Genomic DNA, 16,974 nt, shown 5'->3' on the forward strand with positions numbered 1-16,974 from the left:
GGTCTCCGATGAGCTTGCGTCCATGCCTTTATTTCATACAAGTACAATCATCGTTTGCCCATCTGATCGTCTGCTTCCGCTTGGGTATCACCCATGCTTGCATGGAGGACATACCGCCCTTCCGCTTTAAGATGCGCGCAGCCTTCTGAATCGAGCGTTTATTCGAACCGATCAAGGCAATCCGCTCCCCAGGCTCTATGTCCTGATGCCACACATATGGGAGCCGACCTACATATATGTTAACGGAATCCGGTAGATGCTCTTGCCAATATTCCGAGCTGTCACGAATATCAATCCACTTGATCGAAGGAACACCATTTCGCATGGCCTGCATTTCATCACATGTTATATAAGTCAGCCCTTGTACAGGCCAATAATGCCTCAGCTTCATAAACATAATGATGATGACCGCTGCCAGCATCCAACTCATATCCATCACTTCCTTAGCCTCATAAGGCATGATACAAAAAGAATCAATTAGAAAGTGGTCAGTTACGCACTGTGCTTCATAATCGCGCTCTTCAACCGCTCCAACGATTGAACGCCAACAAAGCCTTCAACTTCTCTTCCTTCATAGAATAGCTTCAGGTTCGGAATTCCTTGAATCTGATACTTGATCGCCGCAAATGGACTGCTGTCCACATTCACCTTCGCGATCACAGCGCGATCACCCATTTCATTCGCCAGCTGCTCAAGTGTTGGCGCGATCATGCGGCAAGGTCCACACCATGGTGCCCAGAAATCAACCAGTACCAGCTTATTGTTCTTCAAAAATTCTTCGATTGTGCTATCATTCAATTCAACAGTTGCCATTGTATCATTACCTCCTATAAAAAAGTAAGTTTATACCCCTGTGGGTATAATATAAGACAGATTTTGATCGATGTCAACCCCTTACTTTTTGTTAGGGGAAATGCTTATTAAGTAAGTGTCATGGACTTGTATTTGCGGTAGGCGCGCGGAGACATCTCCATTCTCGCATTGAACACACGAACGAAGGTTGGATACGATTTGAAGCCCGATTCATAAGCGACATCGGTTATCTTCATATTCGTGCCGATCAGCAGATTGCATGCATGCGCAACCCGAGTTCGTTCCAAGAAGGAGTAGTAATTCTCTCCAATCACTTGTTTGAATGTAGCGCTAATATACGAAGTGCTGTAATTAAACTGCTTCGCCAGCATTTCCAGCGTGAGCGGTTCTTTAAAATGCTGATATACATAATGAATCACTTCCCACATCCTTTGACGCTCATTAGCATGCGGTCCACTAGCCGTCTCAGGCATCCGTTCTTGGCGATAGCGGTCAAACAGAATAAATATCTGCATCAGCTTAGCCAGAAACATCATACGGCTCCACGGCTTCTCCTCTTGTACTTCATCGTGCATCTGTTGGAGTAAGGGCAGCATCTCCGCGGCAGTTTGCGGGTCCAGCTTATAGGTAGTGTTGTCATCATTCTCCGCTTGCTTCAGCAGATTATGCAAATTAAGAAAGGAGTCACCCGCTCCGAAGAAGGCTTTTAGCCCAATCGCCCCTACATACAGATGCAGTTCTTCCCCAGGCTTGATGTCGATTCTATGAACTTGATGGGGAAAACACAGCGTAAAGGTGCCCGGTACAAGCTCCTTCTCTACCCCATTAATAATTTCAGTACCTTTACCTTTAAAAGCATACGTATACTCTATAAAATGATGCACATGAGCAGGAACCGGTCCCCCCAGATGATGAATCTTCAAGGTAAACGGAAACTCGCCGTAGATCTCATCGTCACCCTCTAAATTGTTCGGATACACGCCTATCACTCTTTTCACGATTCTTATGTTAATGATTGCTTTACTTTTCATTTTACCATCAAAACTGATAGATATTCTAAATTATTGATAGGTGTGTTGCAGTAATTGATCCTACAATAGAGACAGAGCTTATCCAGCATCATGAAGCTGTGCATGCGTCTAGAAGGAGTGACTATCGATGAGTTTATTGAAACATGTTAACCCGCTGCAAGGGACCGATTCTATATATCCTTATTCGAACGGCAATACCTTGCCGCTCATATCGATGCCTTGGGGCATGGCGGCATGGAGCCCGCAAACGAACGAAGCTGGCGGAGGCTGGTACTTTAACCCGAACCACAACCGCTTTGAAGGGATTCGCCTGACCCATCAGCCTAGCCCGTGGATCGGCGACTATGGTCACATGACCTTTATGCCGATTGCCGGTCCGTTGAAGCTGTCAGCCCACAACCGCTCTTCCTCGATCCGCAAGCAGGATATGATCGTGCGTCCGGACTATTTCCAGACACGCCTGCTGCGTTATCAGACAACGCTTGAGTTGACGCCAACGGCACGCTGCGCGAGCATGCGGTTCACGTATGAGAATCCAGAGCAGGCGCGCCTTGTATTAGCGCCGTTTCCTGGCGAATCGTCGATGACGATCGACGTGAAGGAAGGCGTGCTGAAGGGCTACACGACTGCCAAGGCTGGAGGCACACCGGACAACTACCGCATGTACTTCGTGATGAAGTTCGACTGCCCGCTCGTCGCGGATCTGAGCGGTACGTTTACGAACGAGTACAAGGCTGCTTCCGAGCTGTCGATGACGGGAGAGAAAGTGGGCGCTTATGTAGGTCTAGAGGTGCCTACAAACGGCATCGTTCAAGCTAGCATCAGCACATCCTTCATCAGCGAGGAGCAAGCCTTTATCACGCTGGAGCGCGAGATCGGCGGCCGCACCTTCGACGAGGTGCGCGCAGAAGCAACCGACACATGGGAGAAGCAGCTCCGTGTCATCGAGATTGACAGCGACAACCAAGACCAGTTGGATACGTTCTACACTTGTCTGTATCGTACTTCCCTGTTCCCGCATGCCATTCATGAATACGATGCGGCGGACAAGCAGATTCACTTTAGTCCTTATAACGGACGCATTGAAGATGGCCCGCTGTATGCGGATATCGGCTTCTGGGATACGTATCGAACTTCGTTCCCGCTGTACAACCTGCTCTATCCGACCTTCATGAATGAGATGATGCAGGGCTGGGTGAATGCTTATAAAGAGGCTGGCTGGATGCCGAAGTGGGCATCGCCGGGCGAGCGCAGCATGATGCCGGGAACGCTGATTGATGTCAGCTTCGCGGATGCCATCGCGAAGGGTGTTACCGGCTTTGATGTGGAGACGGCATTTGAAGGCTTATATAAGCATGCGATGACGGTGTCCGCTGACGATCGTTTCGGCCGCCGCGGCATGAAGGAATACCTCGAGTACGGCTATCTGCCGGCGGACATTATCACGCACGAGAGTGTGTGCAGCACGCTCGACTATGTATACGGCGACTTCTGTATCGCACAGATCGCGAAGCACCTTGGCCGCGAGAAAGAATACAACGAGCTGATGGAGCGCGCGACAGGCTACAAGCAGATGTTCGATCCAGCCATCGGCTTTATGCGCGGACGCCTGCAGGATGGCAGCTGGCTAGAACCATTCGATGCTTACGAATGGGGCGGCGCTTACTGCGAGGGCGGACCATGGCAGAGCAGCTGGGCTGTGCAGCATGACCTGCTCGGACTCGCCGATCTGGCAGGCGGCAGAGAAGGCTTGAAGAAGCAGCTGGATGCGCTGTTCGCGGCGCCGCCAGTGTTCAAGGTCGGCTCCTACGGCTTCGAGATTCACGAGATGTCGGAGATGGCAGCCGTTGACTTCGGTCAGTTTGCGATCAGCAATCAGCCAAGCTTCCACATCCCTTATGTGTATACAGCGCTAGGCTACCCATCGTTAACCCAATACTGGGTGCGCAAGACGATGAACGAGCTGTTCAGCGCTCGTCCAGACGGACTGCCTGGCGATGAGGACAACGGCAGCCTGGCGGCATGGTACATCTTCGGCGCGATGGGACTGTATCCGCTCAGCCCAGGCGTTCCGCAATATGTGGCCGGCACTCCGCTGTTTAAGCGGATGACGGTTCACCTTGAGGAGGGCAAGGACCTCATCATCGAAGCGGCGAACACTTCCGACGCCAATCAATATGTGGCTGGCCTTCAGCTTGACGGCTCGGCAGTTGGCGCGCTGTATGTCAGCCATGAGCGGATTGCAGCGGGATGCACGCTTTCCTTCGACATGACGGATCAGCCTGCTGCCGATGTCGCAGATGAAGCGGCTCTGCCGTACGCGATGTCACGCAACAGCTAGACACTATAGATATAGAAGAACCCAAACCTATCGATGGCGGCATATGCTTGCCATGGATGAAGGTTTGGGTTCTTCTAGGTTTGGCGCCTTTTATGCGTCGGAGCGGACACACAGGCCGCTATTTGTGTCTAAAAGCGCTTATTCGCTATGTTTGCGGACCGTAGAGCCATTATTTGCTGCATAACTGAAGATTATGGCTAGTTTGGACACGAATAACGTCATCTGTGTCCGCGAAATTCAAAAAACGCCTATAAATCTTAAAATAGCGCCCCCTGTGTCCGGCACGGCGATCAGGATTGGGAAGTTTCTATCAAGATTGGACGACACTGCATACGGACGTGTGCTCGTGCTCGCATTTTCCTCCGACAGTTAATTGAATCGTTAACTTTGTATCCGGCTCGCCATAGTTGAAGATCATCTTCGATGTAAACGGAGATTCCACAAATCTGATGTGAATGAAGAGCGTATTCTCATCCTGCCAAGCCGCACAGGCCGCAACTTCTTCCTCAAGAGGGAATAGCTTGCCCCTCGACTTCGCCCATGTTCCATTGCCGCACGGAACAACGACATGTTCACCTCTGACGAGCATCGACATCACAACAGAACCGTCCTGCTCACATTGAAGAGAGACTTCTTCAACGTCAAACGGTTTATCCTCAAGCTGATATCGGGTGCCCGACAGCTTCTGTGCGCGATCGGACGGACTCATCGACGTTAGCGGTGCATACTGTGTAGCTGCCAATCGCTCGTTCAGTCGATTCTGCAGCTCCTCATCTTCAGCCAGCTGACCATCCGTTATGGCTGGGAGCAGATGATCCCATACCTTATTCAATACTTGCCCCATATCCGTCGAAGCGGATGTTATCGCGACAACCGCGTCAAGCTCCGGCAGCAGGATGCAATATTGACCGTACATACCGTCTCCCCGCACCGCATGATGTTGGCACATCCACATTTGATACCCGTAGCCTTGGTTCCAATCATTGTTCGGATCATCACCGTTGAAGATCTGCTTCGTTGTAGCTTCCTCTATCCACTCTTCCGATACGATGCGCTGATCGTTCCAGACTCCTTTATTCAGAAACAGCTGTCCGAACTTCGCGATGTCCTCTGTTGTCAACTTCAGTCCCCATCCGCCTGCCGATATTCCTCGCGGACAGGTGTCCCATGTAGGCTTCGCGATACCTAGCGGCTGAAACAACCGCGATGTTAAGTAATCCAACGTCGTCATTCCCGTGACCTGCTGCAGGATCGCAGAGAGCATATAGGTTGCTCCGTTGTTATATGTAAAGTGCGTACCCGGCTCATGCTCAACCGGCAATGCTAGAAAGCATTGAACCCAGTGATCGTGGTTAAATCGGCTCGACGTATCCTGATCGTGTCCCGTACCCATGATTAATAGATCGCGGATTGTCATTTTTAACAAATGAGGTGCCGGCTCTTCAGGAAGATCATCGGGAAAGAAGGTTACAACGCGATCATGAATACTCAGCAGCCCTTCATCCACCGCAATTCCGATGGCCGTAGCCGTGAAGCTCTTGCTCAAGGAGAACAGCGTATGTGGATTGTCTGATGTGTAGGGACTCCACCAGGTCTCGGCAGCAACTGCCCCATGCCGCAGCAGCATGAAGCTGTGCAGTTCCTGTCCTGTCTCTTGAATCGCATCTAGAAATGAAATGATTCCGTTAGCGTTTACGCCTAATACTGCGGGCTTTTGTCTGGGAAGTGAAGTAGATAAGAGCATGTTTATTACCTCCATTTCATTCAACCATTTGAATTGGTTACCCTTACATCGTAAGACTAATTTTGGCAAAATGCAATGAAGGACTCGCCCAATAGGGGCATTATGAGTTACACTGTATAAAGTATATGAGGAAAAGAAGGTGCCGCAAATGAGCCAATACAATAACTTATCCGATCTGGGAATCCGGTTGTCCGCAATAGATATTCATCAGAAAGAGTTTAAGACAGCATTCCGCGGCTACGATCCCGATCAAATCAATGAATACCTCGATGAGATTATCAAAGACTATCAAACCTTTGAGGACATCATTCAGAAGTATGAGCTTGAGATCCAGCAGTTGAAGAAAAAGGCTGTTGAACAGCGATCAGTGGAAAGAGCGCCGATATCGCCATTTGACCTGCCGCTGGAGCGTTCCGCGATGGTTGAGAAGCCGATAGAACGTATACCGGACCTTCCGTTCGATCGTCCAAGCGAGCGTCCATCGCATCGTATGGAGCTTATCGACCGCGTTCGTGAGCTGGAGAAATTCTGCTTCGGCAAGGCGCGCGATTAAATGAAATAACATGGGCAATCTCCTCACTGGTGCAGCATGTGCTGCTCCGTGAAGAGATTGCCCCTTTTTAATTAGCAAGGTTAGCAGGAACCAATTGTGTTCATTACTCGCGCGACTGCGGCTTGAACATCGATAGACTCTGCCTGTGCCTCACCGCGCTCTTTATATTCCACGATCTGTTCCCCTGCGCGTTTACCTATCGTGATTCGAAGCGGAATTCCGATGAGATCGGCGTCTTTGAACTTCACGCCTGGCCGTTCATCACGGTCATCTAGCAGCACCTCGACGCCGGCTGCCTCTAATTGCTGCACAAGCACTTCCCCAAGCTCACATTGAACCTGATCCTTCGTCGAGACGATGATCACGTGCACTTGGTATGGCGCGACTGCCATTGGCCACAAGATGCCATGGTCATCATGATGCTGCTCCGCGATCGCTGACAGTACGCGCGAGATGCCTACACCGTAGCAGCCCATGACCATGTCCCGTTCTGCGCCTGTCTGATCCAGATAGACCGCCCCTAGCTTGCAGCTGTATTTCGTGCCAAGCTTGAATACCTGACCTACCTCAATCCCGCGATAGAACTTAAGCGCCTCCCCGCATCGCGGACAACAGTCACCTTCCACCGCATTGCGGTAGTCGCCGATCTGCGCGATCTCGGCATCTCGTTGCAGTTGTACGTTTCGCAGATGATAATGCTGCTCGTTCGCTCCTACGATGACTGCATCTTGCTCGAGCGCGCTGCGATCAGCCCAGATCGGGATGGAGAGCCCTACAGGGCCTGCATATCCGACTGGCGCGCCTGTGATCCGCTCTGTGGCGGCGGCGTCTGCCATGTCCAGCGTTTCTGCGCCGAGCGCGTGCTTCAGCTTAATCTCGTTGATCTCATAATCGCCGCGCACCAATACGGCAATGTACATATCATCTGCTTTATAAATCAGCGTCTTCACAAATTCGCTGGCGGGGTGCCCCGTGAAGTTCACCAGCTCTTGAATGGTGCCTACATTTGGTGTGTGGAAGCGTTCGTATGCCAGTGTGTTTTGGCTCGACTCGGTAGTTCCATGAGTGTTCGTTTGTACTGCTTCGCCAATGCTGGCTTTTTCCAGATTGGCTGCATAATCGCAAGCGGGGCAGGTCACGATCGTATCCTCGCCGATGTCCGCCAGCGCCATGAATTCGTGTGTTCCGCCCTCTCCGCCAATGGTGCCTGCATCTGCCTCTACTGGCTTAACGTTAATGCCGCACCGCTCAAAGATGCGCTGGTAAGCATCATACATCCGCCAATACGTCTCGTTCAAACCTTCTATGTCCATGTCGAAGGAATAAGCATCCTTCATCAGGAATTCCCTTCCGCGCAGCAGGCCGAAGCGCGGACGGCGTTCGTCGCGGAACTTCGTCTGAATCTGATACAGCGTCAATGGAAGCTGGCGATAGGACTTCACTTCGTTCCCGACAAGAGAGGTGACGACCTCCTCATGAGTCGGTCCAAGCGCGAATTCTCGCTGGTGTCGATCTTGCAGCCGCATAAGCTCTGGCCCGTATGCGCCATAGCGTCCCGACTCCTGCCACAGCTCTACTGGCTGCATAACAGGCATAAGCACCTCTTGGGCACTCGCTTGATCCATCTCCTCTCTGACAATTGCCGATACTTTCTGCAGCACGCGCCAGCCTAGCGGCAGGTACGTGTATATCCCCGAAGCCACTTGGCGTATATATCCCGCCCGCAGCAGCAGCTTATGGCTGATTGCATCCGCCTCCGCAGGCGCTTCGCGCAGCGTTGGAATGAGCAGCTTGCTCTGTTTCATGGAATCCCCTCCAGATCTGATTGGCGTCTCAACGCGTCTAAACAACAAAAAGACGCATTCGTAAGGGACGAATGCGTCGTGGTACCACCCTAATTCGAGCATCGTCAAGCAGATGCTCCTCTAATCGATAACGGGCTGAACCCGGCAACAGATCGGGCGGTGGGACCGCTCAACCGCTGCAGCTCACAAGGCAGGGCCGTTCTTGCGGTGCGGAGAGCCTTGCAGCCTAGGGCTCTCTCTCTGGATCGACCGATGCAGAACATGACCTTGATCATCGCTGTTCATTGTTGTTCATTTGACTACGCCATTAATTTTCAACCACTGTAACGCATTCCGCCAGCAGAGTCAAGGACTGACGAACATTTCATCATACTTTATGGTGAACGACTCCACCTTAACCGATTATCTCACCGGCGGCTTCCTCCCCAGAACCTACTTTGCCTGCGTAAGACGGTTTTTCCCCGGTATCGCTCTCTTGCACCCACCCTTCGGGTGCTGTAACGGGGTAAATCCGCGTTATCTCACCGGCGGCTTCCTCCCCAGAGCCTACTTCGCCTGCGTAAGACGGATTTTCCACGGTATCTCTCTCCTGCACCCGCCCTCCGGGTGCTGTAACGGGGTAAATCCGCGTTATCTCACCGGAGGCTTCCTCCCCTGAGCCTACTGCGCGCACGTAAGACGGTTTTTCCCCGCTATCTCACTCCTGCACCCACCCTCCGGGTGCTGTAACGGGGTAAATCCGCGTTATCTCACCGGCGGCTTCCTCCCCTCAGCCTACTGCGCGCACGTAAGACGGTTTTTCCCCGCTATCTCACTCCTGTACCCACCCTCGAGGTGCTGTAACGGGGTAAATCCGCGTTATCTCACCGGCGGCTTCCTCCCTAGAGCCTACTGCACGCACGTAAGACGGTTTTTCCCCACTATCCCTCTCCTGCACCCACCCTCCGTGTGCTGTAACGAGGTAAATGGACCCAGAATAAAAAATGGACACCGCAGCACAAAAAACTGGCTCGCAAATTGTCGCCAATTCACGAGCCAGCCTCCAAGTCACTGCTATTATCTTCAACATGTCGTTCGCGCGAAGAGACAACCCGTCCGATGGATCAGCACCATCGGTGAGCTCTCGCGCGTAAACGCATGAATTACTGCTTCGTAAAGTAATCCGTCAGCACAGGTACGATCTGCGATTTGCGCGATACAACACCTTTAAGCAGGGCTTTGTTATCTGCCAGCGTTACGTTGTAAGCCGCTTCAACCGCGTTTGCAGACTTGCCTAGCGACAATGCAACAGAGTCATTGTTCAGGATGTCCGTAACGACAAGCATGAACAGGTCCAGACCCTTAGCTTCGATAATGCCGGAAAGCGCTGCTTCCAGCTCCGCTTGACGGGACAGCACATCATTCGTGTCAACAGCATTCACCTGAGCAATTTCCACTTTCGCATTGCCCATTTGGAATTCTTTCGCGTCAAGCGAGATCAACTGCTCGATCGTCTTGTCGCTCAGATCAGCGCCAGCCTTCAACATTTCCAAGCCGTAGCTGTCAGCATCCACGCCTGCGATCTCAGCAAGCTCGCGAGCAGCTGCAACGTCCTCTGCTGTACAAGTCGGCGACTTGAAGAGCAGGGAGTCGGAAATGATCGCGGACAGCATGAGTCCAGCAATATTTTGAGGAATAGCAATGCCATTCTCCTTGTACATCTTCTTCAAAATAGTAGCTGTGCAGCCCACAGGCTCCGCACGGTAGTAAAGTGGTGCGCTTGTCTCGAAGTTTGCGATACGATGATGGTCGATAACCTCCAGCACGCGAACTTGATCAATGTCGCTAGCGCTTTGCTGACGCTCATTGTGGTCAACCAAGATAACGCCCTTCACTTCGTTTGCAACGGTCTCTACTAGACGAGGCGCTTCTGCCTTAAATGTATTCAACGCATATTGCGTTTCTCCATTAACGTTGCCAAGACGAACCGGCTCAACATCAAAGCCAAGCTGGCTCTTCAAATCTGCATATGCGATAGCAGAACAAATGGTATCTGTGTCGGGATTCTTATGCCCAAAGATCAGTACTTTTTCCATGTCCGAACTCCTTTTCAAATCAGTATTGGCGAGAAAAGTATACGCCAGATCGTGAATCATAATCAAGATTATACCTCAAAAGGAGGCCCATTCCCATCCCTTTAATAGGATTATTCCACCTGGCCGCATACGCATATGCATACGAAAAGGGGCGCCATAGCGCCCCCTTTAACGATATGCACGAACCTCACCGAGATCAGCACATATTTGGATATAAACAAGTTAAGTCGTATTATTTCAATAGTTGTCTGCGGAGCTTAGACATTTGTTTATCTAATTCATATGCAGACTGCGATAATTCGAGCAGCTCGGCCTTCGCTTCTTCAGGCACCTCTCCGCCCTCATACTTGTAATTCAGCTTATGCTCAGTCGATGCCCAGAAATCCATTGAAGACGTGCGAATCTGAATCTCGGCAGGCACCCACAGCACTTCCTTGGACAGAATAATCTGCGTCTGAACGACCATGTGCAAGCTCTTGTAGCCGCTCGGCTTCGGGTTCTGTATATAATCTTTCACACGAAGGACACGGATATCCTCACGTTGTTCAATATGTTCCTTAAGCAGATAGACGTCGTCAATAAATGTAGTTACGATACGAAGTCCGGCTATGTCGAATATTTTCTCCTTCACTTCTTCTTGCGTGAATGAGATTCCTTTCTTCTCAATCTTCTTGAACAAGGACATCGCCTTCTTCATTCTTCCTTTCATGTGTTCAATAGGCGAATATCCTCTCTGAGCTTTCCACTCGAGATCGATGATCTGAAAGTCACTTTGCAATTCGTTCAAAGCCATCTTATATTGCAAATAAAAACCGCCCCAATGATTCTGCAGCATTTCATATAGTTCGATTCGCTTTGCTAGGTCTTCAAGCTGATTGTACATGAATTCGTCCCCCATGTTATAAGCAATAGCGTTAGTATCCGCTTCAATAGCTTACAGCTATGGAGTTCGATTATCAATAAGTTACATTTATTACTATATGGTAATCGACTGACCGGACTTGGCGGATTCGTTCGCGGCCAAAGTCACTTCCAACGTTCTCATCGCATCTTCATACGGAGCCAGGATAAGACTGCGATCTCCCGTATCAACCGCGCGAATAAAGGCATCATCCTGCTGCTGATAGAAATTGCCGCCCCCGCTCAGTGTCGTCGTGCGGTTCGGCTCCTTTATCGTTAATGACATTCCTTCGAGCGTCAAGCGGAAGTCTCGGCCGATAATCTCTAGCGATGAACGGCCATCCGGCTGCGGGAGGAAGCCCGTATCGATATGACCGAGCGCCCCGGATTGAAACACAAGGTTAACCGACGCCGCATCAGGCGTTGTGATGCCAGGGACATCGCGGTTCATTAACAGCGCCATATCAGCGGACACCTTGCGAACAGCGCCTGCTAGATAGAGCATGAGATCGACATTGTGCGTCGTCTGCTCTACCAGCTGCCCGCCTGACTTCTCATGGTCGATCCACCAAGGCACTGAAGGCATACCGCCAAACCGATAAGCCCGCACCATCGCGATCTCCTTGTCCTCGAGATATTGCTTCGCGCGCTGTACTGCTTCCATGTACCGCAAGCAATATCCCGTGCTGACCATAATACCGGCTTCCTTCAGTACTGCCGCTTTGCGCCGCACGATGTCCATGTTTAATCCAAGCGGCTTCTCCACGAGGAGATGAATGCCGCGGCGAGCAGCCTGCTCCTCCATATCGCCATGCGCAAATGGAGGAACGCACACGAACAGCGCATCCAGCCGCTCACGGTTCAGCATCTCGTTCACGTTGGTGTATGCAGCCGCCCCGTATTGTTGAGCTGCAGCTTCTGCTTGCTGCGCCGCGATATCGCATACCGCGACAAGCTCCGCCTGCTCATTCGCGGCAATATGTATAAAGTGCTCGGCTGCTATACCGCCTGCACCAACTACTCCTACTCGTACCATTTAGACGCCTCCTCTAATTGATCTATCGTTAATAGGGGTCACTGCCGATAATGACATCAAGATGACGGGCTGTGTCATAGACGAGCTGGTCCGGGAAGCTTGCGTACGCATCCAGCTCGGCTGTCAAGCTATCGCTATAACCGATGTCTTTCAAGGCGCGGCGCACTTCAATCCAATTCACATCACCCGCAAGCAGCGGCACAAATCCATGATAATTGCCCACTCCCGTACGGAAGTCCTTCACGTGAACCTTAAGTATTCGAGAGCCTAGCGTGCGAATCCACTGCTCCGGCAATCCAAACAGCAGCGTATTGCCGACATCGAAGTAGGCTCCGACACTTGGAGAGTTGAATTCATCGATATAGCGCGCCATTTCCAGCGGGCTCCACATAAACTTGTTCCAGACGTTCTCAATTGCCATATGCACGCCTGTTGCTTCCAATTCCTCGATCAGCGGCTCCAGCTCGGCACGCGAACGCTCCCACACCTGCTCGTATGTCATATCAGCGCCTATCCGACCTGGAACGACCAGGATGGTATCCACCTCAAGCTGGGATGCCAACTCAATCTGCTTCCGTATGGAGCTAACCGCCATTGCCCTTACTTCGGCATCCGGAGAACTGAGGGGATAGCGGCCCAGCATCTCTGTAGACAAGCTGCTAATCGATAAGCCATAGCTCCGCACCAGCTTGTTTATGGCTTTCGCTTCAGCAGGTGTCGTGTCCATCGTCAAGCCGACGCCTCCAGGCGCGTATAGATTCAGCTCTACTGTCTCAAATCCCGCATCCGCGCTCACACGCAGAACCTTCCCCATCGAAGTGCCCGCAGGAAAGCACCATTGATTGATTCCCTTCCTCATCCTTCTCCCCCTCATCAGCAGCGAATTAGATATCGATAACCTCTGTTATGCAAGATGAAGGGCAAAGTCTCTGAAGACTTCGCCCGCACCGACTTACTTCAGGTTAGCCGACCATTTCTCAGCGCGCGCTTGCAGCTCATCCAGGAACTGCTTGATATCAGGCGCATTGCCAGATGCTGCTTTACTGATGAATCCATTAACAGCAGGTGCAATATCGCTCATGAAGAATGGATTAGCCTCATCCATCAGCTCCGAGTGGCCGACATTCGCAATGTCCAGAGCCTTCTTCACAAACTTGTCGTTGGCGTCGACGAAATCAGCATTCTTTAAAGTAGGCGTTTGTGCAAAGTTGTCATACATATACTTCTGGGTCATCGGGCTGGTCAGGAATTTTATCACTTCCCACGCAGCTTTTGCATCTTTCACATTTTTCGCCATAATAAATGGATCCACCGCAACCCAGCCTTCACCCTTCGGCCCCATATTCAGCGCCGGCACAAATCGATCCAACAGATCCTTATCCTTATTCGAACGATATTCACTCATCGTAGCACCGCCTGACGAGTCAAGAGCAATCGCGATCGTATTCTTCTGCAGGCCAAAGTTCTCCGCACCTTGAGCATTTACGAAAGCTGCAGGCGGCAGCTTGGCAGCTTCCTTCAACCACTCCATAACCTTAACCATCTCTGGCGTATTCAGATGCCACTTGATGCTTTTTGCATCCGTCAAGGTTCCTTCAGCGCCTTTTGCACCATATGCCAAGGTGAGCGCGACGAACGTTGAAGCGTTCAATGAATTGCCGCTCCACCACAGACCGTAGTTGTCTTCGCCTGTCTTCGGATTCTTGCCTGTCATCTTCTTGGCAGCCTGCAGGATCTCATCAGGTGTTGGCTTCTCTGATAGCGCAGGTACGCCCCAATCCTCGAATAACTTCTTATCGTAAATCGTCATCCGACGCCCGAGAGCAACCGGTATACCAAACTGCTTGGTGCCATCCGGTGACTTCGTACTGTAGGAATTGTTCATGATTCCTTCTAGATATATGCTCTTATCAAATGACTTATCTTCAGCCATCAAGTCATCCAGATCGCGCAGCAGCCCTTCTTGGTACCACTGGGAAGCGAACGCACCGCCCGTATAAAGGACATCCACGTCACCCGACATCAACATGGTGGACTGCTTTGCCTTCACGTTCTCCCAAGGAATCTGGTACACTTCAAGCTTAATATTCGGGTACATAATCTTGAACGTCTTATCCAGGTATTCGTTAAGACCAATCGTCGTGTTGCCTGTTTGGGCATTGAGTCCGTTATCCAACTGCCAACCAGCCAATGCAACTCGAACAGTTCCTTGCATATCCGACACTTTCTTAATGTCGCTCCCGCCCGTAACGTCTGATCCAGATCCATCCGAGCATGCGGCTAAGCTGAACACGAGCACGAAGCTTAAAATCAGTAGAAGTGCCTTCTTCATGTGAGTTCTCCCCCTTAAAATATGGAATGAAATGCTTGAATCAAAAATGACGGAATGTGCATTTCCTGCTGCCTATTGCTTAATACCAGACAGCGCGATGCTCTCGATGATATAGCGCTGTAAGAACAGATAGACGACTAATACCGGTATTAGACTCGTCGCCGTTGCGGCCATGATGATGGCGGGCTGCTGGTTAATACCGTTGTTGTAAGTGAACATCCCTAATCCAATCTGGATCGTGTACTTGGCGGAGGACTTCAGTATAAGCAGCGGCCATAGCATGTCGTTCCATACTCCAAGAAACAGGAGAATGATCATGGTCGCGATAATCGGCGTACATAGCGGAAGATAAACTCGGCTGAACACAGTTATTTCCTTAGCTCCATCCAATAGTGCCGCCTCGCGCAAGCTGGTAGGCAGTTGATCGAAGAAAGCTTTAGCTAGAAACGTTCCAAATGCATAGTTAAGCGCTGGAAGATAGAAGGACAAGTAGTTGTCTACAAGTCCAAGCTTGCTGAACAGGACGTACTGCGGAATCATCGTCATTTCAAATGGAATCATCATGGTGCTTAACGCGAGCAGCAGCACGAGGTTGGAGCCTTTGAAGCGTAGCTTGGAGAGCGCATATCCAGAGAGCAAGGCGGATAGAGCGCTGATGACGATCACCCCTGCGCTCACGATCGTGGAATTGCCGATATAGCGCATCATCTTAATATTCGTGAATGCTGCCTGATAGGGTCTAAGAGAAGGCTCCTCCGGCCAGAGCCTAGGCGGAAACGTTATGTTTAATCGCGCTCCCCAGTCGAAGCTCGTGATCAGCATCCACAGAAAAGGCACGATCATAATAAAGGAGCCCAAGAATAGGACAATCGTAAGGATCCACTGGTTGAGCGACATTCGCTTGCGGGCAGGTGCTTGGAGAATAGCGGCATGCTCCATAGTTTCCCTCCTAACGTTGCATATTGTGGCAATTATGCTCCGATCAAGCCCGTATCTTAGTCAAGGCTGTCTTTGCGTCGATTGAGGAACATAAGCGCTGCCGTCAGGACCAAGATTATAATGAACAGCAGATAGGATACTGCAGTCGCCAGGCCCATCTGGCTCGCAAGAAATGCGTTACGATATATATACAGCACCACTGTCATCAGACTTCCGCCGGGATTGCCTGCCGTCCCGCCGATAAGCCATACATCCGTGAACCGCTTCATGCCGCCGATCGTGCCCATGATAAGCATGAAGACGAATATCGGCCGCAAGTACGGGATGGTGATATAGAGCCATTTGCGATAAGTGCCTGCACCGTCCACTTCCGCCGCCTCATACAAATCTCGCGGCACACTCTGCAAGCCAGCTAGAAATATGATCGTGTTGTACCCAAGCGCCCCCCACAAGCTCATTAGCACGATGCTGAATCTGGACAAGTCCGGGTTCGTGAACCAGCCGATCGGATCCAGGCCGATCGAAGTGATGAAGAAGTTAAGCAGCCCTTCCTTCGAAGGATAGAATAAGAACGAGAACAGTAGAGTAGTCGCAACTGCTGAGACGACATTAGGCAAAAAGTACACGGCTTTAAAGAAATTTTTGCCGAAATTCCATTTCAAGCTGTTGATAAGACTTGCTAGTATAAACGATAGGCCTATCCCGAATAGGACTGATAGTACGCCCATCATAAATGTGTTGCCCAGAGCCTGCCAGAATATAGGGTCCTCCAGCGCATAGATATAGTTATCCAACCCAACCCACTTGCCAGATACGCTAAGTCCCGTAGTCTGTTGAAAGCTCATGTACAACGCCGCAAACATGGGATAGATCGCGAATGCAAGCACACCGATGATTAATGGCGCACTAAAGAGATAGCCCATCCAGTCATTGTGTGTAAACCTGCGTTTTCTCTTAGGTGAAGCGTTTACAATTGATTTCGCTTGCATATTCAGGGATGATGGCAAGCATATCCTCCTCCTTCCATACTAAATACTTCACATCGAAATAGAATCGACCCACATGAACACGAAGATGAATGCCTTCTTGTACATCTTTATTGTGCATCGGAGTGGAATATGTCCAAATGTTCAACGAATGGTTCGGATCTCAAACGAGTGGGAGCGCAGCACAAAAAAACCGCTGGAGAAGCTGATTCCAGTGGCTTTTTTGGGGCGAGGTCAGCCCAAATATGGATGTGCTAGTCTGCTGCGCGATCCGTCACGATCACCTACCATTCCGGACTCGAGCTGCAAATGCTGTTTATTCGGCGAATTGTTGTACAAAGTGCAACATTATCTATTTCAGCTGATCAAAAACAAAGAAATGTTGTATTTTGTACAACAATCTTATGGGATCGGCTGTT

16 protein-coding genes are annotated in these 16,974 nt (G+C 50.7%); 2 read left to right on the forward strand and 14 right to left on the reverse strand.

Annotated features, from left to right (window positions below; translation table 11 throughout):
• Positions 1 to 28: 28 nt before the first annotated feature.
• From ACXX53_RS05420 to ACXX53_RS05430, 3 genes are all read right to left on the reverse strand, one after another.
• Positions 29 to 430 (reverse strand): rhodanese-like domain-containing protein, encoded by a 402-nt coding sequence (locus ACXX53_RS05420; RefSeq protein ID WP_458567555.1) that lies wholly within the window; start codon positions 428 to 430, stop codon positions 29 to 31.
• Positions 431 to 492: 62 nt separating this feature from the next.
• On the reverse strand, positions 493 to 813 hold the full coding sequence (gene trxA / locus ACXX53_RS05425) for a thioredoxin (RefSeq protein ID WP_458567556.1): 321 nt from the start codon (positions 811 to 813) through the stop codon (positions 493 to 495).
• Between the two features lie 107 nt (positions 814 to 920).
• Positions 921 to 1,811 (reverse strand): AraC family transcriptional regulator, encoded by an 891-nt coding sequence (locus ACXX53_RS05430; protein ID WP_458567557.1) that lies wholly within the window; start codon positions 1,809 to 1,811, stop codon positions 921 to 923.
• A 160-nt stretch (positions 1,812 to 1,971) separates the two neighbouring features.
• On the opposite strand from ACXX53_RS05430, the gene ACXX53_RS05435 reads away from it, so the two are divergent.
• The gene (locus tag ACXX53_RS05435; RefSeq protein ID WP_458567558.1) at positions 1,972 to 4,185 is read left to right on the forward strand and encodes a GH92 family glycosyl hydrolase; all 2,214 of its coding nucleotides are present in this window, start codon (positions 1,972 to 1,974) and stop codon (positions 4,183 to 4,185) included.
• A 310-nt stretch (positions 4,186 to 4,495) separates the two neighbouring features.
• Here the strand turns inward: ACXX53_RS05435 and ACXX53_RS05440 are convergent, their stop codons facing one another.
• The gene (locus ACXX53_RS05440; protein ID WP_458567559.1) at positions 4,496 to 5,929 is read right to left on the reverse strand and encodes a serine hydrolase domain-containing protein; all 1,434 of its coding nucleotides are present in this window, start codon (positions 5,927 to 5,929) and stop codon (positions 4,496 to 4,498) included.
• A gap of 148 nt (positions 5,930 to 6,077) precedes the next feature.
• Between ACXX53_RS05440 and ACXX53_RS05445 the strand changes: the two genes are divergently transcribed.
• The gene (locus tag ACXX53_RS05445; RefSeq protein WP_458567560.1) at positions 6,078 to 6,482 is read left to right on the forward strand and encodes a DivIVA domain-containing protein; all 405 of its coding nucleotides are present in this window, start codon (positions 6,078 to 6,080) and stop codon (positions 6,480 to 6,482) included.
• An 80-nt stretch (positions 6,483 to 6,562) separates the two neighbouring features.
• Here the strand turns inward: ACXX53_RS05445 and ACXX53_RS05450 are convergent, their stop codons facing one another.
• The 10 genes from ACXX53_RS05450 to ACXX53_RS05495 form a co-directional block, all read right to left on the reverse strand.
• Positions 6,563 to 8,287: a proline--tRNA ligase gene (locus ACXX53_RS05450; protein WP_458567561.1), complete on the reverse strand. Its 1,725-nt coding sequence runs from the start codon at positions 8,285 to 8,287 to the stop codon at positions 6,563 to 6,565.
• Between the two features lie 394 nt (positions 8,288 to 8,681).
• On the reverse strand, positions 8,682 to 8,864 hold the full coding sequence (locus ACXX53_RS05455; RefSeq protein ID WP_458567562.1) for a hypothetical protein: 183 nt from the start codon (positions 8,862 to 8,864) through the stop codon (positions 8,682 to 8,684).
• A gap of 565 nt (positions 8,865 to 9,429) precedes the next feature.
• The gene (locus ACXX53_RS05460; RefSeq protein ID WP_458567563.1) at positions 9,430 to 10,362 is read right to left on the reverse strand and encodes a manganese-dependent inorganic pyrophosphatase; all 933 of its coding nucleotides are present in this window, start codon (positions 10,360 to 10,362) and stop codon (positions 9,430 to 9,432) included.
• Between the two features lie 232 nt (positions 10,363 to 10,594).
• Positions 10,595 to 11,245: a GTP pyrophosphokinase gene (locus ACXX53_RS05465; RefSeq protein ID WP_458567564.1), complete on the reverse strand. Its 651-nt coding sequence runs from the start codon at positions 11,243 to 11,245 to the stop codon at positions 10,595 to 10,597.
• Positions 11,246 to 11,338: 93 nt separating this feature from the next.
• A complete protein-coding gene (locus ACXX53_RS05470) occupies positions 11,339 to 12,298 on the reverse strand; it encodes a Gfo/Idh/MocA family protein (RefSeq protein WP_458567565.1) in 960 nt (319 codons plus the stop codon).
• A 28-nt stretch (positions 12,299 to 12,326) separates the two neighbouring features.
• Positions 12,327 to 13,157, reverse strand: coding sequence for a sugar phosphate isomerase/epimerase family protein (locus ACXX53_RS05475; protein ID WP_458567566.1), 831 nt, complete (start codon positions 13,155 to 13,157; stop codon positions 12,327 to 12,329).
• A 93-nt stretch (positions 13,158 to 13,250) separates the two neighbouring features.
• Positions 13,251 to 14,630, reverse strand: coding sequence for an extracellular solute-binding protein (locus ACXX53_RS05480; protein ID WP_458567567.1), 1,380 nt, complete (start codon positions 14,628 to 14,630; stop codon positions 13,251 to 13,253).
• A gap of 72 nt (positions 14,631 to 14,702) precedes the next feature.
• Complete coding sequence (locus tag ACXX53_RS05485) at positions 14,703 to 15,569, reverse strand: carbohydrate ABC transporter permease (protein ID WP_458567568.1); 867 nt, start codon at positions 15,567 to 15,569, stop codon at positions 14,703 to 14,705.
• Between the two features lie 56 nt (positions 15,570 to 15,625).
• Positions 15,626 to 16,492 (reverse strand): carbohydrate ABC transporter permease, encoded by an 867-nt coding sequence (locus tag ACXX53_RS05490; protein WP_458567569.1) that lies wholly within the window; start codon positions 16,490 to 16,492, stop codon positions 15,626 to 15,628.
• A 31-nt stretch (positions 16,493 to 16,523) separates the two neighbouring features.
• Positions 16,524 to 16,703 (reverse strand): hypothetical protein, encoded by a 180-nt coding sequence (locus tag ACXX53_RS05495; protein ID WP_458567570.1) that lies wholly within the window; start codon positions 16,701 to 16,703, stop codon positions 16,524 to 16,526.
• Between the last annotated feature and the right edge of the window lie 271 nt (positions 16,704 to 16,974).

The organism is Paenibacillus marinisediminis (genome assembly GCF_054343325.1).

Excerpts from the sequence above, each read along its gene's own strand:
- ACXX53_RS05420 (WP_458567555.1), bottom strand. The coding sequence starts at position 430 with ATGAGTTGGATGCTGGCAGCGGTCATCATCATTATGTTTATGAAGCTG.
- trxA (WP_458567556.1), bottom strand. The coding sequence starts at position 813 with ATGGCAACTGTTGAATTGAATGATAGCACAATCGAAGAATTTTTGAAG.
- ACXX53_RS05435 (WP_458567558.1), top strand. The coding sequence starts at position 1,972 with ATGAGTTTATTGAAACATGTTAACCCGCTGCAAGGGACCGATTCTATA.
- ACXX53_RS05440 (WP_458567559.1), bottom strand. The coding sequence starts at position 5,929 with ATGCTCTTATCTACTTCACTTCCCAGACAAAAGCCCGCAGTATTAGGC.
- ACXX53_RS05445 (WP_458567560.1), top strand. The coding sequence starts at position 6,078 with ATGAGCCAATACAATAACTTATCCGATCTGGGAATCCGGTTGTCCGCA.
- ACXX53_RS05450 (WP_458567561.1), bottom strand. The coding sequence starts at position 8,287 with ATGAAACAGAGCAAGCTGCTCATTCCAACGCTGCGCGAAGCGCCTGCG.
- ACXX53_RS05460 (WP_458567563.1), bottom strand. The coding sequence starts at position 10,362 with ATGGAAAAAGTACTGATCTTTGGGCATAAGAATCCCGACACAGATACC.
- ACXX53_RS05465 (WP_458567564.1), bottom strand. The coding sequence starts at position 11,245 with ATGTACAATCAGCTTGAAGACCTAGCAAAGCGAATCGAACTATATGAA.
- ACXX53_RS05470 (WP_458567565.1), bottom strand. The coding sequence starts at position 12,298 with ATGGTACGAGTAGGAGTAGTTGGTGCAGGCGGTATAGCAGCCGAGCAC.
- ACXX53_RS05475 (WP_458567566.1), bottom strand. The coding sequence starts at position 13,157 with ATGAGGAAGGGAATCAATCAATGGTGCTTTCCTGCGGGCACTTCGATG.
- ACXX53_RS05480 (WP_458567567.1), bottom strand. The coding sequence starts at position 14,630 with ATGAAGAAGGCACTTCTACTGATTTTAAGCTTCGTGCTCGTGTTCAGC.
- ACXX53_RS05485 (WP_458567568.1), bottom strand. The coding sequence starts at position 15,569 with ATGGAGCATGCCGCTATTCTCCAAGCACCTGCCCGCAAGCGAATGTCG.
- ACXX53_RS05490 (WP_458567569.1), bottom strand. The coding sequence starts at position 16,492 with ATGGGCTATCTCTTTAGTGCGCCATTAATCATCGGTGTGCTTGCATTC.